The sequence below is a fragment of the Draconibacterium sediminis genome (assembly GCF_000949475.1).
In the GTDB taxonomy this organism is placed as follows: domain Bacteria; phylum Bacteroidota; class Bacteroidia; order Bacteroidales; family Prolixibacteraceae; genus Draconibacterium; species Draconibacterium sediminis.
The window spans coordinates 300,273-322,821 of sequence record NZ_JRHC01000002.1 but is presented as its reverse complement, the minus strand read 5'-3'; the positions used below and the strand labels follow the sequence as shown (position 1 = coordinate 322,821).

Here is a 22,549-nt window from a genome sequence, read left to right as displayed (position 1 = left end):
ATGGCATCGAAATTAACAGAAATCACAACCAAGTATCATACTTTTGTCGAAAACCAGGTATTGACTGAAAAACAGTTGAATGAGTTTATTACTTACTTCGACGATCAGGACCGTTTGACGCGTGTTTTCCTGAACGGAGTTGGACTTGTTTGCGGATTCAAGGTCAGCAGAAGCGGAACGAAAATTACTATTTCGCAAGGTGTTGGTGTTACCACCGACGGCGATCTGATTCAATTGCAGAAGGCCGTTAAAAAGTCGCCTTTAAAGAAATTAGCGACCGGTTCGTTGATGTATTCCATGTACAAAAAATTTAAGGATGATGCCGCTTCCTATCCACGTTTCCGAAAACTCACGGGTGGTGAAGAAATGGCTTTCGAAGTGCTTGATCTGTATGAACTTCATCCTGAAGACACCGAAGTTGAAGATGTAACACCATTGAGTGAATTGCCTGATTTGAATAATATGGTGGTTTTACTTTACCTGGAATCGTTTGCCGATGATGGCGACCTGTGTACCGCCATTGATTGCGATAACCAGGGAGTTGCCCAGATCAATCGCCTTCGGGTGTTGCTGGTTTCGAAGTCCGATGCCGAATTTATAGCTTCCAACGATGTAATTTATACCAACCACGACCGCTTCGAACAGTATTTTAATCTGCCTGAACCGGCGGTAAAACGTGTGGTACTTAATCCAATCAATACCTCGAAATACGAAGAGCTGAAACGGGCTTATTATGACGCAATTAAGGGCAGCACGCTGAATAATAACAGTACGGTTACACAGCTCGGACAAGGCATCAGTCTGATCGTAAAAAACTTTGGCAAATTGTTACAGGTCAGTATTTCCCAAACTGCGTTGAATTCCGCACTATCAAAACTGAATAGTTATTATGCCTTTAGTGCGTATGGCGTTCCTTTCGATATTCAGTACCGTTACGACCTGCTGAAAGACCTGGTGGACACCTACAACGAATTGAAAGATTTGCTGATTCAGCTCAAACAACTTTGTTTGCCCAATATTACTGCTTTTCCAAAACACCTGATGCTGGGTTTGTTGTCGGAAATTAACAGCGAACCCAAAGATCTTCGTCACGATTTTTACCCTTCGCCTGCCTCCGGTTGCGATTGCAAAGAGATTGAAAAAGCCAAAAACCTTTTGCTGAAATTATTTGAGTTGATTAATAATTATAACATCAATTCGGGTGAGATCAGGATTACACCTTCGAATAAATTGCCTGAATTGAGTCAGAGAAGCATTCCATTTTATTATAAGCTTGATACCAACTTTTTAAAGGCCTGGGATTATTCGAAAACAAAATTATTTAAACACAATTACAACCTTGGGTACCGCATTGAAAATCTGGCATCGGTACCACAGGTTCAGGAGCCGCTGAACTACAATATGGATTCCTCCAATTTTTACCGTATTGAAGGTCACCAGGGGAAAGATTACCGCGATGTATTGGAGGAGCTGGACGATCAGAAAAAAAAGTATGGCCTTTCGTTCGATGTAAAAGCATTGTCAGTTAATCTCAGAACGGATAATCTCGACATCGACGATTACGAGTGCGAATTTGAGGATTTAAAAGTCATGCTGAAAGCCTGGACCAAAGAGCAGGATTGTATTCTTGCCGAAGTAGCCAGTTTCTTTTCAGCTTTTAGTACCAAGATACCAGGTGCCAATATTCGCGAATCCGAACTCGATCTGAAAAAGGCGACTGCTGTCAATACCAATTTAGATGTTAATTACACTGGTGGAATGGCCTATCAACCCGTTTATTATAAATCGACGGTTGGAACTGCAACAAAAGCATTGTACGAGGAAGTGGTAAAAGGTAAGGCAGTGGAAGATAATATCACGACCGTTGCAGATACCATTGGTGTAGAAATGATTAAGGCGATAGAAGAGACCAAAGGAGGATCGGTAAACGATATTATTGCCAACGCCAGCAAAAAACTGGAGGCGAAGGTAAATACCGAAGAGTGGAATGCCGAGCCCGAGTTAAAAGAATTTGTGGTGAATAAATCGGTTGAACTGATGGCACACACTTACGTCTTAACGCAGCGAATGCCGTTAGCTGTTAACCTGGTTGATGTAAGCCGGGTGAATGATTATAAATTGTCGTTATCGCAATTGTGCAGCTTGGTAAAAAAACTTAAAGCGAAATATCAGTCAACGAAACTTTCGATTGGGTTGCAGTCGTTTACAGGTTTGCTGATTAACCAGTTGTCGACAGTTTGTTGTTCGGGCAAAAAACTGGAGGTTTTGCTGGATGAAGTAAATGCTCGAAAGGAACAGATCCTTTTACGTTTGCAGCTTTCGAAATTTATTGAGCAACATCCAGGGCTGGAACATAAAGCTGGTGTTGAGCCGGGCGGAACGCTGGTGCTGGTATATAAAAACAGCAAAAGTAAGCGCGATGTAACAAATGTGCTTTCCGATGCCGTGCTTTCCGGACCAAAGGTTTCTGCTGATAATTTTAATATTTCAAAGGCGATGATCTCAGATAAGATCATGAACCTGGAGAATCTCTCATTATCGGAGCGGTCAACCGTGTTAAAAAGTGCCACGGAACTGATAAAATACGAAGATTATACTTCGCGATTAAAGGAAATTAATATTCTCGACCGGCTGATTCCAACTACTCAAATTGCTGATAACACAGTGGTGGCCGATTTTGCATTGCCCTACATGTGTTGTTCTGATTGTGCACCGGTCAATTTCATCATTTCAAAACCACCGGCAACTTTACGGCTTTCCCGCAACACGTATTGCCTGCTAACGGATACCGATCCGATTCTTTACGAAGTATCGCCAAGCGATGGGGAAATTGGAATGAATCCTCAGGTTGCAGGAGTGAGCATTGAGAACGGCAAAATTACCATCGTTGCCAATAATTTCCCTGAAGAAATGTTGGGTCAGGCGATTAAATTTACAGTCGATAATCAGGTAACTGATGCGTTATTGACGGTTTTCCGGGGAATTCAGGTAGATTTTGGCGTGCCTGCCGAACCAACTACCGAGGCTACCCATCGGTTTGTTCCTACCGGCGATTTGGAAGGAACAGCCTTTTTCTGGGAGTTTGGAGATGGTGTAACTGCTACTGAACAAAATACTTCACACACCTATAAATTGCCGGTTAACGATGAGAACAAAGTTACGGTGCGCTTAACGGCAACTGCTGCCAACGGCATTTGCAAAACAACAGTTGAGCACGATATTGTTTTTGAAGAAATACAGCCGGAGATCAGTCTTGATCCCGATGTATTCTGTGCCAGCGATAAAACGGAATATCCATTTAAAGTGACACCCGAAGGCGCCAAAGTTGAGATTTCAGGAGATGGCGTACTTCCGAATAATGCCGGAGGATTTAGTTTTATTCCGGCGGCAGCAAAGCCCGGAACGATTACCTTCTTGTTAAATGGTGAAGACTCAGGACTATCGGTAACTGTTCACGCAGCACCGGTAGCGGCTTGCACGCCAAAACAAGTCGAAAATCAAAATCTGCTGGTTATTACCAACGAATCTAAAAACGCTTCAACTTTTGAATGGACGATAAATGGTTCACTACGCACAACCACGAACCTCGATCCATTAACGATCAATATTAATGCGAATGATCCTACCGAGTGGAAAATTACCCTGATTGCAAGAGGTGCAGATGTGTGCCCGGTAGATCGGATGAGCACATCAATAACAACAAAATATATAGAGGAAACACCGGTAAATGCCTGTGTTGAAGAAACAAAAGCGGCAATACTGGACGATGCGAAGATATTATCAACTATTAAACCGGATACAGACGGAATTTTGGCTGATATACTTAAGCGAACTCGCATTATTTATGGCGGTTCCGGCGATTTCAATAAAGGTGTTCTCAACCGAATCGACGAGTTCTTAAATGGTGAAGCCAACGCCGAACTGGCGGTTATGTTCCCGAAACTGTTGAACGATACATCAGGAATGGTGATGGAGCTGGTAAATAATCCGGAATTACAAAAACAGGCATTGACCTTGCTCGAATTGCAATTACGACTCTTCTACAACATTCTGGGGTGCCAGGACAACGAAGTGATCAGGAAATTTGGAGATCTTATCGATAACATTCTCAACCAAATACTGGGGATGTTGAAAAAGTTACAGGGAATGCAAATCATTTTCAGCGATACCATGAAAAAATTTATTGATGAATACGCGCAAAAAGTCGCTGATCTGTTTTTATTGGCTGAGCATATGAAATTGATCATCGAGAATAAATTTATTTGATTTTGAATGCCGACCGACATATCATTGACAAGGTTTTTCTCAATATCGATACGATAAATGAGAAGGATGCTAATTGGCTCAAAGACCATATCAGTTCGTTTCTTAACGACCAGGTTTTTCCGGGCCTCGAACAACTTTTTACTGATATGGATACCGGTGAAAGTATCTCCCGTTTTGAAAGGATCGATTTGGAAATCTCGCTGGATAGCAGGGATAGTCCCGATGCCTTGCGAAGAGAAATCGAAAACCAACTTCGGCAAAAAGTGGTAATTGCAGCAATCGATAAACGCTATCCTGGAAATGCTGAGAAAAATAGGTCAAATGGCATTTCTGAGTACCATCAGGTCAGAAAAATATCCGGTGAGCAGAATCAACAAAGTATATTTTTATTTTTTCTCAAAAATGGTCATTTGCCCTGGTTCGGCCATAAATCTGATATCGATAAGCTGTTCTCTGAAAAGGAGTGGTTGAAAAGTTTACAATCAGAACGTTTTTCGACAGAACTAAAAAAGTTGCTGAAATCGGATGAAAGGGCATTTGAAAGATTTGTCTTACAACTACCGGTTCGAAATGTATTGCAGTTCATTAACTCAATTGAAACAGTTGATCTGTTTGATATTCGCAAAAGGAGCATTTTTGTTGAAAGCCTGAATTATGCGCTCCGTAATCAGTTCCTTTCCGTTCTGCTGAAGAGAGTTTTACAACAGCCTGAAATAAATTGGAAACCTGATCTGCTGAATTTTTACGCAGCTTGCATAACGGAGAATTACTCCAAAAAATCAATAGACGAACAAATTCATCAGCTTAAAAATATTTCTCTACACACAAGTTTAGTGCTTTCGCAACAAGATTGCGATGAGGTTTTGGTTCTGTTAAAAAAGCATGAACAGAATCAGCCCTTTAAAAAGGGAGTAACAAATCAGAAAAGGGGAAACATTGAAGATAGCCCAACCATTATTTCGCATAGGGATAGCTATAATGAGGAAAAAGAACCGCTGTTTTTTGAGAAAGAGGCAAACGAAATTGCCGTTCAAAATGCAGGGCAGGTTCTTTTTCACCCCTTTTTGAAACTATTTTTTCAGCAATTTGATTGGCTTGATGAAAATGGGAGAATCAAAGATGATTATCGAATTCAAGCCGTGCAGGCACTGCATTATTGCGCCACCGGAAATGAACAGTTTTTTGAAGGCGACCTGGTGCTGGAAAAGTTTCTGTGTGGAGTACCACTGCAAAAAACAGTCCCGGCCACCAGTTTTCTCAATGAGAGCATAAAAAAAGAGGGCGATAACATGCTCCGTGAACTCATCAAAAACTGGCCGGCCTTAAAAAATACTTCGTCCGGTGGCTTGCGGGACATGTTTATAAAACGAAGTGGAAAGCTGATACAAAACGACCGGAATTTTAAACTGATTGTAGAACGAAAAACACAAGACATCCTGCTGGAGAAATTACAATGGAACATTTCCATAATTAAACTGCCGTGGAAGAAGGAATTAATATTTGTAGAATGGTAAGCCTATGAAAGCAAATGCAGTAAAACAAGATGCAGTAAAGAGTAGCGGGAACCGTGCTCCTTTTTTTTCGAATACAAAAGCTGATTCGTTTTTTGCGTCGTCGGATTTAAACACTGAAATGTCGGTTCAAATGCAGTCTGAAGAAGAGGAAGAACCCGTTCAAACTCAACGAATTGGAAGTGTTCAGTTTCAGGAAGAAGAGGAAGTCGTTCAGACCCTATCCGAAGAGGAGGAAGAAGCGGTTCAACCAAAGATGCAAAGTGCAAAATCCGGCCACCAGATACAACAAACTGCGCGTTCAGGATTTATGGGAAGTCCGGTGACTTATCCATTTTTCCATCAAATTCAATCGTCATTTGGAAAACATGATATATCAGGTATACAATCTTACCGAGACTCTAATGCCGGGAATGCAAATCGTAAAATGGGTTCTCTGGCTTACGCTGCAGGAAACAAAGTTGCATTTCGTAATTCACCAACCCTGCATACGGCTGCACACGAGGCTGCACATGTAGTGCAGCAGCGAAAAGGGGTAAGCCTAAAATCAGGTATTGGCAAACCCGGTGATTCGTATGAACAGCATGCCGATGCGGTAGCCGATAGAGTGGTGCAGGGGAAAAGTGCTGAATCAATCCTGTCAACTATTCCGGGAGGTACCAATGCCAGTTCGGGATCTATTCAATTTGCTGTTGAAAGTGGGAGTGATTGGCTTGGAGAATTCTGGGACGCCTATGTTTTTCCCGGACATCAACCCGGTACAGATCAGGGTGGGCGCGATGTGGGCCGCCAGGTAAGATCGTTTCAGCGGCTGAGTAATCGTTCTTCACATGAAGAAGGCGGGCAAACGATAATAGATGTAAATGACCGTGGGCTAACAGGCGGACAAAGGCTGGATGATACCGAGCAAATTGCCGGACCTGCCGCGAGTGGTCCGCGACAATGGACTATCGATTTAACCACACATGAATTGTTTGATCCACAACCGGCATTAGCCGATGTGATTCAAAATGCCATTGGAGATTGTTATTTGCTTGCTACCCTGCAGGGTATGGCTTCCCGAGGCGGAGGGCGCACACAGTTGGTAAACGCTGTTAGTGAATCAGGAAATGGTTTTAATGTCGAATTTTATCGAATAAAAATAGTTGGCAACAAGGCACTCGTTGATCCAAACTCTAGAATTCGTGTTTCGTTAAGCCGAAATCATAATCCGAATGGAGTTGAATTACGGGAAAAGACAGGAACGATGACTCAGGCACAGGCGCGTGAGTTGGTGCAGAATAGCAGTTATGCATCGCAAGTTCAGGCAGGAGATTCTTTTGATGTGAACTGGACGAAACGAATTGTTTGGCCGTGGGCTATAGAACGCGCTTATGCAGCGGTGGCCGGCGGTTTTAATCGTATTGAAGGTGGTTTTTCGGCATTGCCAATAATGGCATTAACCGGCGAAATTCCTTTCCAGGTTTTCGATTTAACCTCATATAGCCTGGCTCAGCTTGCTAATGTTTTAACCATTTTGAATAATGCGACCGACAATGATACCATTGTAACATCGTGGACCTATGACACCCTGAATACGATTTATAACACAAGTTTTATTGTTGATTCTGCTGACAGAAGAAGAGGTATTCGTTTGATCGGAAATGACAGTGTAACCACAGCGTGGATTCCCTGGAGAGAGATTGCAAATTACATTTCCGATTTTATTATTTTGGATCCATTTGGCCCGTTAAACGGAAGGCCTGTTCTAACAACAAAAGCAGACCACCCGAATTGGATACAGGCAATTATTAATGCATCGGCCACGCCGGGAGCAATTATAAGTGGAACTTTGTCGACAATCTGTCTGGGGCAGGGACTATTACTGGCACCGGCTCATATTTATTCTATCACATCGTTGTCGGCAGCCGGCGCACAAACTTCAAATCCGTGGTCAATTCTGCATCCGGGATTGGTTTCTCCGGCGCAATTGCGGAAAGCTTTCGGTAGGCTAACATTTAAACCATAACAGTTAATTGTGCTACAATAATGATAAAAGCTGTTTTAGACTATCTGGACAAAATTGTACGACTTCGGTTTGATGATGAATTAAAAGGAAATAAGTCTGTCATTCCTGAGTTTGTCCCTGTCGGTCATGCTAACAATTCTTTAAAACATTTTATTCATGAAAATGAATTAAGTGTTGCAGAAACAATTGTTCTTTTTACAGCATTGGTTCCGCACCTTTCGCCCGAATTTTTCAATAATATCATAGCTGAATATCTTCCAAATGGTGGCGATTTCCCCGAGTTTGGTGGTGTTAAGGGAAAGAACCACCGCGGAATATTGCCAACCGGCGAAACCGTTTTGTACATTCTTGCCGGGCGAGACATTGAGAAACGTATGGAAGCAGCAAAACTGTTTGAAGAGGAACATTTGTTTTTCCAAAAAAATGTGTTGAATATCGAGCCGGTTCCTGCGGGCGAACCCAAAATGAGTGGCCGGCTTGTTCTCGATGATGAATATGTTGATCTTTTTACTTCGGGAAAAGTATCGAAGCCCAAGTTAAGCAGCGATTTCCCGGCTCAGCGGATCACAACCAAGCAGGAATGGAATGATTTGGTTTTAAAAGAAAAGACATTGGAAGAAATTAAAGAATTGGAAACCTGGTTAAATTACAATGAGCAGTTGATGGATGAATGGGGCATGCGCGATAAAATTAAACCAGGATTTCGGGTATTGTTTTATGGCCCGTCGGGAACAGGGAAAACGATGACCACTTGTCTGCTTGGGAAATATACCGGAAGGGATGTATATAGGGTTGATTTGTCGATGGTGATTTCGAAATATATTGGTGAGACAGAGAAAAATTTGTCGGGATTGTTTAACAAGGCAGAACACAAAAACTGGATATTGTTTTTTGATGAGGCCGACTCGCTGTTTGGTAAACGCACGAACGTGCGCGATGCACACGATAAATACGCCAACCAGGAAGTTTCGTACCTCTTGCAGCGTATTGAAGCCCACAACGGCTTGGTGATTTTAGCATCGAACATGAAAGGAAATATCGACAGCGCTTTTACCCGCCGTTTTAATGCTTTTGTTGAGTTTGATCCTCCGACGGTTGCTGAACGTTTGAAACTATGGCAGATTTACATGCCTAAAAGTAATAAAGTGCATAAGGATGTTCGCCTGGAGGAGCTGGCTAAAAATTACGAGTTAACGGGTGCAAACATCGTCAATTGTATTCATTATGCCGGATTGCTTTCCATACAAAAAGGAGATTCTCTGTTGAATAAGGAAACTCTAATGGCCGGAATCCGCAAAGAGTACAAAAAAGAGGGAAGAATTTTGCAGCAATAATCTCATTTGATGACTTTTCTGTTCGCTGGAATCCGGAAGAATTGCGTTGAGACAATAAAAATTCACAGAATCCTTTGGCATAACAATCGCAATTTCCCAATTTTAAGCAGTATTGATTCAATTCACAGTTATCGACAATGAAAAAATTCATCTTGTGCCTTTTATTTTTTGCTTTCCTGTTTAATGTGTCGGCCCAGTTTGATGCCAACTACGACGAAAGTAAAGTCCCCGAATTTAAGTTACCCGATCCGCTAAAAACGTTTAATGGGCAGAAAATTAGGAATTATAAAAAGTGGGAGAGTAAACGACGCCCGGAACTGCTGAATTTTTTCACCGAGAATATGTTTGGTGAAGTGCCCGGTGATCTGGAAATTGCATCCGTTGATATTTTGGAAGAAAGCAATAATGCCCTGAACGGTAAAGCGGTACGAAAACAAGTTGACCTGGTATTTAAAAATCGCGGGAAAACACTTGATTTTACCATCTTAATATATCTGCCAAAAACCGAAGAGCGGGTACCCTTATTTGTGGGTTACAATTTTTACGGAAATCATACCATAACCGAGGACGTAGAAGTGATCATTTCTGAAGCCTGGGCAAACAACAATCCTTCGTTCGGGATAATAAACAACCAGTTAACCGAACAGTCGAGAGGGGTGAGAACCAACCGGTGGTGCGTTGATAAGATAATTGAGGCAGGATTTGGTCTGGCTGTAATTTATTACGGTGAAGTAGATCCCGATAAAGATGACTTTTCGGATGGTATTCATCCTTTATTGTATATCGACGATCAGCAACAACCGGCTGCCGACGAATGGGGAGCGATTGGTGCATGGTCGTGGGGATTAAGCCGAGCGATGGATTATTTTGAGCAGGATGAGGCTATCGACGAATCAAGGGTAGTTGTGTTTGGCCATTCGCGCTTGGGAAAAACTGCTTTGTGGGCCGGTGCAAGCGACGAGCGTTTTGCAGGTGTCATTTCAAATGAATCAGGATGTGGTGGTGCTGCGTTATCGAAACGCCGGTTTGGCGAAACATTGTGGCGAATCAATAATCGTTTTCCGCACTGGTTTTGTAAAAACTTCAGAAATTACAGAAAAAACGAGGAGGCCTTGCCGGTTGATCAGCACGAACTGATTGCTTTGATTGCTCCGCGTCCGGTTTATATTGCAAGTGCTGAAGAGGATCGGTGGTCGGATCCAAAAGGTGAATTTCTTGGGGCTTTGTACGCCACTCCGGTGTATGAGCTTTACGGAAAAAAAGGAATAGAACAGACGGAAATGCCGGCAGTTAATTACCCCATTCAAAACACAGTTGCTTATCACATCCGAACAGGAGAACATGATGTGACTGAATTCGACTGGGAGCAGTACATAAAATGGGCATCAGAATTTATAAAATAGCATCCGACATCGGGGCATAAAAAGTAAAAATATCATCATGAGAAATGCGATTGTTTTTTTAGTCTTACTGTTTCTTATTTCATCGTGTAATACAGGAACTGACGAGACCATTCAACTGTTTAACGGGAAAGATTTAAGCGGTTGGTATGCTGATGTTCCCGAAGCTGATAATAATCCTGAAATTGATCCTTCGTTTGTGGTACGCGACTCGTTATTGGTAAGTATGGGCGAACCGAGAGGCCATTTAATAACTGATTCGGTTTATCAGAACTACCGGCTGGAGGTGGAATATCGCTTCGCCGGAGAGCCGGGAAACTGCGGCGTTTTGGTTCATGCTTCAACACCGCGGGCTTTGTATGATATGTTTCCTAAATCGTTGGAAGTACAAATGCAGCATGGCGATGCCGGCGATTTTTGGTGTATTGTTGAAGATATTGAAGTGCCGAATATGGTTGTTAGACGCGGACCAAAAGATGAGTGGGGGATTACTGAAGGTAAAAAACGAAGAATACCGAACCTGACAGACGATTCGGAAAAACCTTTGGGCGAGTGGAACAATATGGTAATTGAATGTTTCGCGGATACAATTAAAGTTTGGATGAATAATGATTTGGTAAATTATGGATTCAATTGCACTGCCCGTAAAGGAAAAATTGCCGTTCAGGCAGAAGGTGCCGTGGTTGAGTTTCGGAAACTGGATTTGACACCATTAAATGAAATTTCTTCAACAGAATAAAAAAAGGGCTGCATCAATTTAATACAGCCCTTGAAATTATATTCTATTAATTGGATTACATATCCACTTCAACTTTTGCAATTTCACCGGTACGGTATTCACCGGCAACCAGTTTTTTACGGGTTTCTTTAAAGGCTTTCAATGTAATTTCTACATCCTCTAAAGAATGCATTGCAGTTGGTATTAAACGCAGAAGGATTTCTCCTTTTGGAATTACCGGGTAAACTACCATTGAGCAGAAAATTCCGTAATTCTCGCGAAGATCGTAAATCATTTGAGTTGCTTCTTCCTCGCCACCTTTCATATAAACCGGAGTAACCTGCGTATTGGTTTTTCCAAGATCGAAACCGGCTTCTTTTAATCCGCTTTGCAGTGCATTAACAATTGTCCACAGTTTTTCGCGCAACTCAGGCATTGTACGAATCATGTCCAAACGTTTCAAAGCACCGATTGTCATTGCCATTGGCAACGATTTCGCAAAAGTTTGCGAACGCATATTGTAACGTAAAATGTAGCAGATATCAGTTTCGCAGGCAATAAAACCACCAATTCCGGCCATTGCTTTTGCAAAAGTTCCGAAGTAAATATCAATTCCATCCTGTACGCCAAAATGCTCACCCGAACCGGCACCTGTTGGTCCCATTGTTCCAAAACCGTGTGCATCGTCAACAAACAAACGGAAATCGAATTCTTTTTTCAGTGCAACAATCTCATCAAGTTTTCCAACCTGACCGGTCATACCGAAAACACCTTCAGTAATTAATAAAATACCACCACCTGTTTCGGCAGCGCGTTTTGTAGCGAAACCTAACATTTTGCGGCATTTCTCCATATCGTTGTGTTGGAACACAAAACTTTTTCCACCTTTTGCTTTATGAAGGAAAACACCGTCCATAATACAGGCGTGTGATTCCGAGTCGTAAACAATTACATCGTTCCGGCTGGCAAGCACATCGATTGCAGAAACCATCCCCTGGTAACCGAAGTTCAATAAAAATGCATCAGGTTTGCTAACAAAAGCAGCCAGTTCACGCTCCAGTTGTTCGTGTTTAACTGTTTGTCCCGACATCATTCTGGCGCCCATTGGGTAAGCCATACCGTACTGTGCTGCAGCTTCAGCATCAGCTTTTCTAACCTCCGGGTGGTTACCCAATCCCAGGTAGTTGTTCAAACTCCATGTCAATACTTCTTTACCACGGAAATTCATTCTGGCTGAAATCTCGCCTTCCAGTTTTGGAAACGCAAAATACCCGTGAATTTGGTCCATCCACTTGCCAATATCACCTTTATTATTTCTGAATTTATCAAATATATCCACGATGATTTGTTTTTAAGTTTAAATTATAAGGATGCAAATGTAATCTTTTTTAAAATCTCAGCAAATGTGTTAAATAATACTAACACATTAACTTAACGTAATGAATTTGCCTTATTTTCACAGACCATAATTCGGTGGTTTATAGCTATGCAATTGTTAATCAGTGAAATAACATATTTGGCTAAAGCTGTAAATTCCTTAAAATTTGAGGGTTAATTCGTTTCAATTAATTAAAAAAAGTATATTTTTGCGCCATGTTTATGAAAATGAGATTTTTGGGGATCGGACTACTAGCAATTTTATTGATCACAGCTTCGTGCGGAGACTATAACAAGATTGTAAAAAGTACCGATTACGAGTTTAAATACAAAAAAGCTGTTGAGTATTACGAAGACGGCGAATATGTTCGTTCAGCAACGCTGTTTAAAGAATTGGTGAACATTTACCGCGGCACCTCACGAGCCGACGAAATTTATTATTACTATGCTAAAAGTATGATCGGTCAGAAAGACTATTTAATGGCGGGTCATTATTTTAAATCGCTGGTGAAAGAGTTTCCAACAAGCGAATATATTGAGGAAGCACAATTTATGATTGGCTACTGCTCGTACTTATTGTCGCCGAAAGCAAGGCTCGATCAGCAGGTAACTCAAGAGGCTATTGATGCCTTACAACTATACATTAACTTGTATCCGTATAGCGACCGTGTTGAAGAGGCTAACCGCTTAATCGACGAATTGGTTGATAAATTGGTATATAAATCGTATTTAAGTGCTAAATTGTACTACGATTTTGAACAATACAAAGCGGCAGTAATTGCCTTGGGTAATAGCCTCGATAAATATCCTGAAAGTAAATACCGCGAAGAGTTGAAGTTTATGTTACTAAAATCGAAGTATTTACTGGCTGAGAAAAGTATTGTTGATAAACAAAACGAACGATATACAAATGCACTCGACGAGTATTTTTCATTTATCGATGAATATCCTGAAAGTGATCACAGAAAAGAGGTAGATAAATTTTACGAAAAAGCCTCTGAGATATTGAATTATAAAGAAGAAGATTTAAACATTAATTAGAATATGGATTACAAGAAAACAAAAGCAGCTCCGTCTACTATTTCACGCGATCTTGAAGTTTTAACTCAGGAAACCGGAAATATTTACGAAACCGTAATGATTCTTGCTAAAAGAGCAAATCAGATTTCGTCGGAATTAAAAGAAGAGCTTAACCAGAAATTACAGGAATTCGCTTCGTATACCGACAATCTGGAGGAAATCTTTGAAAACAGAGAACAAATCGAGATTTCTAAATTTTACGAGCGTTTGCCAAAGCCAACTCTTATTGCGTTTGAAGAATTAAAAGAAGGTGAAATTTACCACCGTAACCCAACGCGCGAGAACAAAAAACGTATCTAATTTTTTGATGCCCTGATATGAGGCTCAAAGGAAAAAATATTATACTCGGAATAACAGGAAGTATTGCAGCTTATAAGGCAGCAATGCTTCTTCGGCTTTTTATAAAGGAGGGTGCCGAAGTGCAAGTGGTAATAACACCTGCCGGAAAAGAATTTATTACACCCGTAACTTTATCAGCATTGTCGGACAAACCTGTTATTAGCGAGTTTTTTGGAGCAAACGATGGTACATGGAATAGCCATGTTGACCTTGGATTGTGGGCCGATGTAATGGTTATTGCACCGGCAACTGCATCTACTATGGGAAAAATGGCCAACGGTATTGCCGATAATATGTTGATAACAACATATCTTTCGGCTAAATGCCCGGTTATGGTGGCACCAGCCATGGACCTTGATATGTTTGCACATCCTTCAACTCAACGAAATATTTCTATTCTGAAAGAGTACGGAAATATTATTGTTGAACCCGGCGAAGGAGAATTAGCCAGCGGTTTAACCGGCAAGGGCCGTATGGAAGAACCTGAAAAAATACTCGAATCAGTTATTCAACAGCTTGGAGTAAAAAAAAAACTTCTGAATAAATCCTATCTGGTAACTGCCGGTCCTACTTTCGAAAAAATCGATCCTGTTCGTTTTATTGGTAACTACTCTTCAGGCAAAATGGGTTATGCCATTGCCGAAGAACTGGCCGAACAGGGTGCCGAAGTAACTTTGGTATCCGGTCCTGTTTCGGTTTCTACCCAAAAGGCAGGTGTAACAGTAGTGCCGGTTGAATCGGCGGAAGAAATGTACAAGGCATCGGTTGAGCATTTTAAAAGTGTTGATGGGGCAATAATGTGTGCTGCAGTGGCCGATTTTACTCCCGCAAAAAAGGAGACAGAGAAAACCAAGCGTGGTAAAGAAAACTGGCAGATCGAGTTACAACCAACAAAAGATATTGCTGCTGAATTAGGGAAATTGAAAACCAATAAGCAGCTTTTGGTGGGTTTTGCGCTTGAAACCAACAACGAACTGGCTAATGCTGAGGGTAAATTATTGAAAAAGAACCTCGACTTTATTGTGCTGAATTCGTTAAAAGACAAGGGAGCCGGATTTGGTGTTGATACCAATAAAATAACGATCATCGAAAAAGGCAATAAACAAACCGATTTTGAGTTAAAAGATAAAGCTGAGGTAGCAAAAGATATCGTAGCAAAAATTATAGAATTGAATAATTAGCATATGATAAAGCAAATCGTAACAGCACTTTTATTTCTGTTAATTTTCGTTGGAAATGGTATAGGTCAGGAACTTCGTTGCAACGTAACTGTTTCGGCACGAGGTATCCAGGGGGCCAACCAAAACCTGTTCCGAACCATGCAGTCGGATCTGTATGATTTTATGAACAACCGCAAATGGACCGATCATGTGTACAGTTACGATGAAAAAATCAGATGTAATATTCTAATCCGTCTCGACGAGCAAATTTCTGCCGACGAGTTTAAAGGATCTATCCAGGTGCAGCTGACACGCCCGATATTTAATACCAGTTACACGTCAACTGTACTGAATATTAAAGACAATGATTTTCATTGTAAGTATGTTGAGTTTCAGCCGCTGGAGTTTAACGAAACGTCAAACCGCGATAACCTGACCAACATTATGGCGTTTTATGCCTATGTGATTCTGGGTTTTGATTACGATACTTTTTCAGAAGAAGGCGGAACAGAATATTTTCAGAAAGCACAGGCGATTGTAAATAATTCGCAGAATGCACGCGAACGCGGCTGGAAGGCTTTCGAGAGTGAACGGAATCGCTACTGGTTAATCGAGAATGTATTAAATAAATCATACTCATCGTTCCGCACCTGCATGTACAATTATCATCGTAATGGCCTCGATTTAATGTCGGAAAAGGTAGAAGAAGGTAGGGCAAATATTGCCGATGCACTTCGCGATATTCAGAAAGTATTTCGCCGTCGTCCGTCTACTTACATTCTCCAGATGTTTTTTGATGCCAAAGCCGATGAGCTGGTTAACATCTTTTCGAAATCATTCCCGGATGAAAGAAATCGTGTTATGGCTATCTTAAACGAGGTAGATCCTTCAAACGGTAGGAAGTACGAGAAGATTGCCGAAAACGAAGGCTTTTAGTAAAAGATATCCCCATTTTTTCCAGAAAGTAATTACGTGTCCTCATTTTGGCTATTTTAGCCAAAGAAATTATTAATGAAGATCTTTTGTCATTATGCTATCCAGATTATCCGTTTCGAATTACGCGCTCATCAATAAATTGCAGGTTAATTTCCATGCTAATTTAAACACCGTAACGGGTGAGACCGGTGCCGGTAAGTCGATTATTCTGGGGGCTTTAAGCCTTATACTGGGTAATCGTGCCGATCTTTCGGTACTGAAAGATAAGGATAAAAAGTGCATTGTTGAAGGGCAGTTTGAGGTGAGTAACTATCCATTAAAACGCTTTTTTGAAATTAACGATCTGGATTACGATTCTTCAACGATCTTACGACGCGAGATTACGCCTTCAGGAAAATCAAGGGCTTTTATAAATGACACCCCGGTTAACCTTAAAGTAATGCGTGAGCTGGGATTGCAGTTAATCGATATCCACTCGCAACACCAAAACCTGGAGCTCAGCAACCAGAAGTTTCAGTTGAATCTGGTTGATTCGGTTGCTGGTGCTAATGAGGCTATAACAAAGTACAAGGCACAGTTCTCGGCGTACAAAAGCACAAACAAAGAACTTGAACAACTGCAGGAAAATGCAGAGCAGGCACAGGCCGACCTGGATTATTACCAGTTTCAGTTTACACAATTGGAAGAAGCCACATTGGAAGAAAATGAGCAGGAAGACCTGGAGTCGGAGTTGGAACAGTTAAACCACGCAGAAGAAATAAAAACAGCCCTTACCGAGACGGTGGCTTTGTTAGATAATGAAACATTCTCGGTGTTACAGGGCGTAAAAGACGGCCATCGTACCTTAAACAAAGTTACCGGCTATTTGAAAGATGCCGAAAGTTTTGCCGGGCGTTTGGAAAGTGCAGCAATTGAGTTGAGTGATATTCACCAGGAACTGGAAATGCTGGCTGAGCGTGTGGAATTTAATCCGTCTCGTATTGAAGAGGTGAACGACAGGTTGAACTTACTATATTCGTTACAGCAAAAACATCATGTGGCTACAGTAGCCGAATTAATTGTATTGCGCGACGAGTTTGACCAGAAGATTAATAAGGCGGTAGGTTACGAGGATGAGATAGAAGCTCTGAAAAATAAACTGGAAGACCAGAAAGCTGATTTGGAAAAGCTTGCTCAAAACTTAAGTAAAACGCGGCAAAAGGCTTTTAAAAAGATCGAAAGTTCGGTAGTTGGCGACTTAAACCAGCTGGGAATGACGAAAGCCAAACTACAGGTGGTACACAATTACCTGAAAGATTTTCAGCCGGATGGTAAAGATGAGATTGCAATCCTGTTTAGCGCCAACCCTGATTCGGAACCTGATGAAATATCTAAGATTGCATCGGGTGGTGAAATGTCGCGGTTGATGCTGGCCATTAAAAATCTGCTTCGCAACTCAAAAGCGCTGCCAACCATCGTTTTTGATGAAATTGACACCGGCGTGTCGGGCGAGATTGCACTAAAAATGGGTGCCATAATCAAATCATTCTCGGCCAATACGCAGATTATAAATATTACGCACCTGCCACAAATTGCTGCTAAAGGCGATACACATTTCAGGGTGTATAAATTCGAAGAAAAGGGAAAAACTTTTACTTCTATAAAAGCATTGGATGCCACCGAACGCGTGGAAGAGCTGGCAAAAATGGTGGGTGGCGAAAACCTTACGGAAACAACAATTAAAGCAGCAGAAGAACTGTTGCGCATTTGACAAATTCACTCATGGCAGAAATAGGAAAATTTAATACCCTGGAAATTCTCCGGGAAACAGACAACGGTGTATACCTCGATGGTGGAGAACACGGCGAGATTTTAATGCCGCGAAAATATGTTGAGGAGGAAATGAAAGAACGGGGAACTGCTGAGGTTTTTGTTTATACCGACTCGGAAGACCGTTTGGTGGCCACAACCGAAAAACCTTTGGCAACGGTGGGCGAGTTTGCCCGTTTAACGGTTAAAGCCACCGCCAAATATGGCGCTTTTCTCGACTGGGGGCTTGCTAAAGATCTGCTGGTTCCGTTTAGCGAACAGCGCAGTAAAATGCAGGAAGGAGGCAGCTATTGGGTATACGTTTATCTCGATTTGTTGACGAATCGTGTTGTGGCCTCGGCAAAGCTGCATAAGTTTCTGGACAATACACCGCCGGAATATACCAACGGGCAGGAAGTTAGCCTGATTATTCTGGAAGAAACAGATTTGGGTTATAAAGCCATTGTTAACCTGGAGCATACCGGGATGCTCTATAAAAACCAGGTGTTTAGGAAATTGGAAATTGGCAGCCAAACAAAAGGCTACATTGCTAAAGTACGAAGCGATGAAAAGATCGATTTGATACTTGAAGAGCCGGGATACGAAAAAGTTGATTCCATTTCGGAAAAGATTTTGGCAGAACTTGAGGCTAGTGGTGGCTTTATGGCCGTATCGGATAAATCATCACCCGAAATTATTAAAGCGATGTTTGGCATAAGCAAGAAAAATTTTAAGAAAGCAATTGGCGGATTGTATAAAAAACGTCTGATTTCTTTTGTTTCCGACGGGATTAAAATGTTAAAAAGCTAAATTCCTTTTTTAAAACATAAGTTTGAATTTGGAACTTTGCACCTAAAAGTTCTAATTTTAAAACTACAATATTTTCATGTTGTGATTTTTGGTTAAATATGGAGGGAGACAGTGGTTTCCCTCTTTTCTTTTAACAAGCTTCCATGTACATTATCTCCGGCCACGTAAGTTTCGATTCTCAGGGAAAACGAAGACGGGCCATGCAATTGTTGGCCAACAATTGTATGAAAATCGGAATGGTGCATTAATAATGCGGTGTTAATTTTAGGAAATGGTATATTTTGCTAAAATATACAAACGAATATTTAATGAAAAGTTACATTTTCCTAAAATGTCGACTGCTATATTTAATAAAACTTCCCTTTTTGCTAAAATTTAGAAGTTGATATTTTAGCAAAAGGTACATTCTCCTAAAATATTTAAGTTGACATTTAATCAAAATGTACATTTTCCTAAAAAGTTGAAATTGATATTTAATGAAAATGTACTTTTTCCTAAAAAGTACAACGCTTATACAGGCAAAAAGTAAAATGCTGGTTGTGTATAAGCGACACCCGGGCGCTACCGGCCAAACTGTAGCTCCAGAAGTTTCATATCTGCTTGCCGGGTACTCAGCAGCCTGATGTATTGCATACAATTTTCGGCATGAAGTTCATTCTTTGGCCCCAGAGTATGATACGATTTAACCACCCAGCCCATAGCCGTCTCAAGGTCGCCTTCCATTTCACAAGCCAAACCAAGATTATACATACATTTTGCAATAATTTTCTTGTTCTCGTTATAAAGCTGTTTGCGCCACAATTCGGCCACATCCAACCACTGGGCATTCTGAATAAGCTCATCGGCTTGCTGCAGTTCCACATGCCCCGACGAGTAGTACATTCGCTGAACCTGCACCCAGTGAGGGACAATTGATATCGCAAAATTTTCAGCTGATATTTCGGCTGCATTGTATATGGCATCGGTTCGCGGAGGTAAAACGTCATCCGCGTTCTTTATGCCCGGGGAGTGTTCCATCCACTTCACCGTGTCGAGTTTCGAATAGGCCAACAAATATTTCATGTCAATAAGGTCATAAAAGCTCCATTGTGTCCAGTTGATCACCTGTTTGCTGCCAAGTTCAAGCTGGCGATGGTAGTAGCGTCCATCACTGGCTCCAAAATAATCGAGCGAAAGTAAAAGGTCGGCACCAGTATTTTCATGAATATCCTGAAGTTGCCCGGGAGTGTATAACCCGAATTGCGGATGCATAATCAGCGAATCGCTTTTTGGACGAACCGAAGTTGTGTTAGCCTGCAGAAAATAGCCTGAATTAAACACATTGATTTGTTCCGGCGTCATGCTTATATGAGTTGTCGAATCTTCCCTGAAATAGGGCTCATAATCAATTGTATCAACAACTCTTGTGGTGGAATAATTGCGCTCGTTTATAATAATTAAAGTGTCAAAAAAGGCCTGTTTGTTAAGCTCCGTAATAAAATGATCGAAAAAGATATGCGAGGCAATACTGTCGGAGTTTTCGTTTTCTGTTTTTTGCGTTCCAAATTCTTCGTACTGGTTTAAATACTTGTTTGGCGAGCAGTTAACATTATTGTATTGAACTGCGATATTTCTGAATTTCGGCGCGATAGTCATTGTTGAAGGTTCAACAATTTCAATATCAATGGTTTTTGTATTGTACAGCGTATTACAACTTGCTAAAACAAAAAGTGTTAAAACGCCTGACAAAAAAACAGCGCGGTTCTTCATTTGCTATTGGTTTAAACGCAAGATATCTTTTTTTCTTTTAGCAAGTAACTGTTGGTATTTGAAAATCATTTTCAGTTCTTCCTTGCTGTTGTAGGCGGTGGCAATTTGTAAGGCTGCATTTAACCATTTTTCGGCCGTTTCAAAATCGTCTTTCATTTCGTAACCCAGTGCCAGATTGTATCGTGCGTTAATGGCCATTTTCCCATTACTGTCGTCGGCATAACGTTTCCAAAGCATAATGGCATTGTCCCAATCGCCTTTTTGTACGTATTCGTCGGCCATGGCAAAGTCGGGTAGTGGCGGAACAGAATACATCCTGTTCACATTTTCCCACGAAGCAAAAAAGCGTTTTGAATAATTTTCGCCAACCATTTGCGAAGCAATCTTCAACGCAGTTATACGCGGTGGCAACTTGGCTTTCCGGTTATAATTTCCGTTTGCATCGTAGCCGTTCCAAAAAATGGTGTCGATCATTGTTTTGCGCTCTATCAGTCGCTGTTCGAAAGGACTGTAAACCGCCCAAACAGCAGCGGTAATCACTTCGTTCGATTTTGTTGGCATTTCGGCCGTTGTTGAATATTCGGAGTAAAAACAGGAATAGGTTTCCAATGAAATTACCAGGTCGGTATTGGTTTTCCGGGCGAGTTGCTGAACCATCTCCATATTTAACGCCGGAAGTTTGTCGCCGGTATGTGGCTCGAAAAGTTCGGGGAATATTCTTATTTCCTTAAAAGCATTTTTCTCTTTCAAATTTTTAGCCAGTTCGCTCATGCTTAAATTTACCAAAATACTGTCGAGATTTTTCGGATCGTTTTTAGCTTTTTTCAGGCGGAAATCGTCCTGGAAATAGTGAATTAGCGTGTCGCTGCTGTATTTAAAATTCCGGTAAACTATAGCTACATTTTCGGCATTGGCCGGATAAAGAATTTCACCGGGTTTATAAATTTCAATGGGGTAATCCTTGTAAACCGTGCATGAAACGGTGCTTAGTAATAGTATAGTCCATAAGATCAATCGGTTCATTTTGAGTTGTTTTTCGGTTGTTTTTTCTTGCTTTTAAGCAATTCGAGGTACTGATAAGTGATGGGGTGGTAGGCTGTATTATACGATTCGAGTGCATATTGTATCGCACAGTCGATATCTCCCTGTATTTCGCAAGCGGTGGCGAGATTAAATAATGCTTTGCTTTTTTCGCTTTTCGATCCTGATTCGGCGGCAATTTTTTGCCATGCTTCAATGGCTGTTGCCCAATCTCCGCTATCGGTAAGTGTGGCTGCTTCTTTTAAAGTTGTACTTCCTTTGTCGAATATTACCCGGTATTCACTTTGCCAGCGGGTACTTATTGTTTCCGAAAAATCAAGTGCCACGGCAATTCCTGCTTCTGTGAGTGCCTGTTTTACAGGTGTAAAATCAGCGAACAGATTTCTTATGCTCAGTGCATAATTTTCCCAAAGCAGGGTGTCCTGAAATACTTCACGTGCCAGAATTTTTTCCTGCTGCGGATCGTAAATACGAAACAGGGCATCGTAAACAACAACCATTTTTGCACCAACGGCCGTTCTGAAAAATCCTTCATTCGGATCGAAAACTGATTCTTCAGAGAGTTCGGTTGCTACGTGTGTATTAAACAGATCCATCGACAGAACAGCATCGGTTTGATACAGGTCGCAAAGTTCTTTCGCCTCCTGCCAGCTCATCGAAGTGGAGAAGAATGCATTTTTTTCGGCGTTCAGAAAACGGTCTTCGGGAATTACATAATCAAACCTTCCGGATTCGAAAAGCAATTCGCCCAAGGCCTTTAACGATGTGTCAACTGCTGTGAGGTCGTATATGGTAGTATCGAGTTTAAAATCCTTTTGATAAAATAATTTTTGCAGTGAATCGGCGGGCAGATCGTTGTATTTAACATCAACAGTGCGGTTAACCAAAAGCAGGCTCTGTATATCCTGCGAAATCTCGTTTTTTGGTTTTTGCGGAAACTCAACCATAATCCGCTTTGTTGGGCTACAAGCATACGACAAAAGAACAAGGCTAACAAGTAGTATGTAATTTGTTTGTTTGAAAATGCTCATC

The 22,549-nt window shown here is 41.3% G+C and carries 16 protein-coding genes; 12 read left to right on the top strand and 4 right to left on the bottom strand.

Translation table 11 applies throughout. The features are described 5' to 3' along the window. From LH29_RS11215 to LH29_RS11190, 6 genes are all read left to right on the top strand, one after another. Window positions 1-4,266 (top strand): PKD domain-containing protein, encoded by a 4,266-nt coding sequence (locus LH29_RS11215; protein WP_045029687.1) that lies wholly within the window; start codon window positions 1-3, stop codon window positions 4,264-4,266. A 2-nt stretch (window positions 4,267-4,268) separates the two neighbouring features. Continuing rightward, window positions 4,269-5,780, top strand: a complete 1,512-nt coding sequence (locus LH29_RS23820; RefSeq protein ID WP_157493671.1) for a contractile injection system tape measure protein — start codon at window positions 4,269-4,271, stop codon at window positions 5,778-5,780. Window positions 5,781-5,784: 4 nt separating this feature from the next. Continuing rightward, window positions 5,785-7,785, top strand: a complete 2,001-nt coding sequence (locus LH29_RS11205; RefSeq protein ID WP_045029684.1) for an eCIS core domain-containing protein — start codon at window positions 5,785-5,787, stop codon at window positions 7,783-7,785. 20 nt (window positions 7,786-7,805) lie between these two features. Beyond that, a complete protein-coding gene (locus LH29_RS11200; RefSeq protein ID WP_045029681.1) occupies window positions 7,806-9,119 on the top strand; it encodes an ATP-binding protein in 1,314 nt (437 codons plus the stop codon). 137 nt (window positions 9,120-9,256) lie between these two features. Beyond that, the gene (locus tag LH29_RS11195) at window positions 9,257-10,522 is read left to right on the top strand and encodes an alpha/beta hydrolase family protein (RefSeq protein ID WP_045029679.1); all 1,266 of its coding nucleotides are present in this window, start codon (window positions 9,257-9,259) and stop codon (window positions 10,520-10,522) included. A gap of 37 nt (window positions 10,523-10,559) precedes the next feature. Next, complete coding sequence (locus tag LH29_RS11190) at window positions 10,560-11,258, top strand: 3-keto-disaccharide hydrolase (RefSeq protein WP_045029677.1); 699 nt, start codon at window positions 10,560-10,562, stop codon at window positions 11,256-11,258. A 55-nt stretch (window positions 11,259-11,313) separates the two neighbouring features. Here the strand turns inward: LH29_RS11190 and LH29_RS11185 are convergent, their stop codons facing one another. Further along, entirely contained in the window at window positions 11,314-12,576 is a 1,263-nt protein-coding gene (locus LH29_RS11185; RefSeq protein ID WP_045029674.1) for an aminotransferase class I/II-fold pyridoxal phosphate-dependent enzyme, read from the bottom strand. Window positions 12,577-12,842: 266 nt separating this feature from the next. On the opposite strand from LH29_RS11185, the gene LH29_RS11180 reads away from it, so the two are divergent. From LH29_RS11180 to LH29_RS11155, 6 genes are all read left to right on the top strand, one after another. After that, on the top strand, window positions 12,843-13,655 hold the full coding sequence (locus tag LH29_RS11180; RefSeq protein WP_052670880.1) for an outer membrane protein assembly factor BamD: 813 nt from the start codon (window positions 12,843-12,845) through the stop codon (window positions 13,653-13,655). Between the two features lie 3 nt (window positions 13,656-13,658). Continuing rightward, window positions 13,659-13,994 carry a DNA-directed RNA polymerase subunit omega gene (locus LH29_RS11175; protein WP_038561334.1) on the top strand — a complete coding sequence of 112 codons (336 nt, stop codon included), beginning with the start codon at window positions 13,659-13,661 and terminating at the stop codon, window positions 13,992-13,994. A 17-nt stretch (window positions 13,995-14,011) separates the two neighbouring features. Next, window positions 14,012-15,214 carry a bifunctional phosphopantothenoylcysteine decarboxylase/phosphopantothenate--cysteine ligase CoaBC gene (gene coaBC, locus LH29_RS11170; RefSeq protein WP_045029668.1) on the top strand — a complete coding sequence of 401 codons (1,203 nt, stop codon included), beginning with the start codon at window positions 14,012-14,014 and terminating at the stop codon, window positions 15,212-15,214. 3 nt (window positions 15,215-15,217) lie between these two features. Continuing rightward, complete coding sequence (gene porD / locus LH29_RS11165; RefSeq protein ID WP_052670806.1) at window positions 15,218-16,129, top strand: type IX secretion system protein PorD; 912 nt, start codon at window positions 15,218-15,220, stop codon at window positions 16,127-16,129. Window positions 16,130-16,223: 94 nt separating this feature from the next. Beyond that, a complete protein-coding gene (gene recN / locus LH29_RS11160; protein ID WP_045029666.1) occupies window positions 16,224-17,879 on the top strand; it encodes a DNA repair protein RecN in 1,656 nt (551 codons plus the stop codon). 11 nt (window positions 17,880-17,890) lie between these two features. Then, on the top strand, window positions 17,891-18,727 hold the full coding sequence (locus LH29_RS11155) for a CvfB family protein (RefSeq protein WP_045029663.1): 837 nt from the start codon (window positions 17,891-17,893) through the stop codon (window positions 18,725-18,727). A gap of 561 nt (window positions 18,728-19,288) precedes the next feature. Here LH29_RS11155 and LH29_RS11150 read toward each other — a convergent pair. The 3 genes from LH29_RS11150 to LH29_RS11140 are packed head-to-tail and all read right to left on the bottom strand — an operon-like array spanning window position 19,289 to window position 22,548. Continuing rightward, window positions 19,289-20,476, bottom strand: a complete 1,188-nt coding sequence (locus tag LH29_RS11150) for a DUF6340 family protein (protein WP_045029660.1) — start codon at window positions 20,474-20,476, stop codon at window positions 19,289-19,291. Between the two features lie 3 nt (window positions 20,477-20,479). Further along, a complete protein-coding gene (locus LH29_RS11145) occupies window positions 20,480-21,499 on the bottom strand; it encodes a DUF6340 family protein (RefSeq protein WP_045029658.1) in 1,020 nt (339 codons plus the stop codon). Then, complete coding sequence (locus LH29_RS11140) at window positions 21,496-22,548, bottom strand: DUF6340 family protein (RefSeq protein WP_157493670.1); 1,053 nt, start codon at window positions 22,546-22,548, stop codon at window positions 21,496-21,498. The genes LH29_RS11145 and LH29_RS11140 overlap by 4 nt, the downstream gene beginning before the upstream one ends. Between the last annotated feature and the right edge of the window lies 1 nt (window position 22,549).

Coding starts and splice junctions, on each gene's coding strand:
- LH29_RS11215 (WP_045029687.1), top strand. CDS start 1: ATGGCATCGAAATTAACAGAAATCACAACCAAGTATCATACTTTTGTC.
- LH29_RS11205 (WP_045029684.1), top strand. CDS start 5,785: ATGAAAGCAAATGCAGTAAAACAAGATGCAGTAAAGAGTAGCGGGAAC.
- LH29_RS11200 (WP_045029681.1), top strand. CDS start 7,806: ATGATAAAAGCTGTTTTAGACTATCTGGACAAAATTGTACGACTTCGG.
- LH29_RS11195 (WP_045029679.1), top strand. CDS start 9,257: ATGAAAAAATTCATCTTGTGCCTTTTATTTTTTGCTTTCCTGTTTAAT.
- LH29_RS11190 (WP_045029677.1), top strand. CDS start 10,560: ATGAGAAATGCGATTGTTTTTTTAGTCTTACTGTTTCTTATTTCATCG.
- LH29_RS11180 (WP_052670880.1), top strand. CDS start 12,843: ATGAGATTTTTGGGGATCGGACTACTAGCAATTTTATTGATCACAGCT.
- LH29_RS11175 (WP_038561334.1), top strand. CDS start 13,659: ATGGATTACAAGAAAACAAAAGCAGCTCCGTCTACTATTTCACGCGAT.
- coaBC (WP_045029668.1), top strand. CDS start 14,012: ATGAGGCTCAAAGGAAAAAATATTATACTCGGAATAACAGGAAGTATT.
- porD (WP_052670806.1), top strand. CDS start 15,218: ATGATAAAGCAAATCGTAACAGCACTTTTATTTCTGTTAATTTTCGTT.
- recN (WP_045029666.1), top strand. CDS start 16,224: ATGCTATCCAGATTATCCGTTTCGAATTACGCGCTCATCAATAAATTG.
- LH29_RS11155 (WP_045029663.1), top strand. CDS start 17,891: ATGGCAGAAATAGGAAAATTTAATACCCTGGAAATTCTCCGGGAAACA.
- LH29_RS11150 (WP_045029660.1), bottom strand. CDS start 20,476: ATGAAGAACCGCGCTGTTTTTTTGTCAGGCGTTTTAACACTTTTTGTT.
- LH29_RS11145 (WP_045029658.1), bottom strand. CDS start 21,499: ATGAACCGATTGATCTTATGGACTATACTATTACTAAGCACCGTTTCA.
- LH29_RS11140 (WP_157493670.1), bottom strand. CDS start 22,548: ATGAGCATTTTCAAACAAACAAATTACATACTACTTGTTAGCCTTGTT.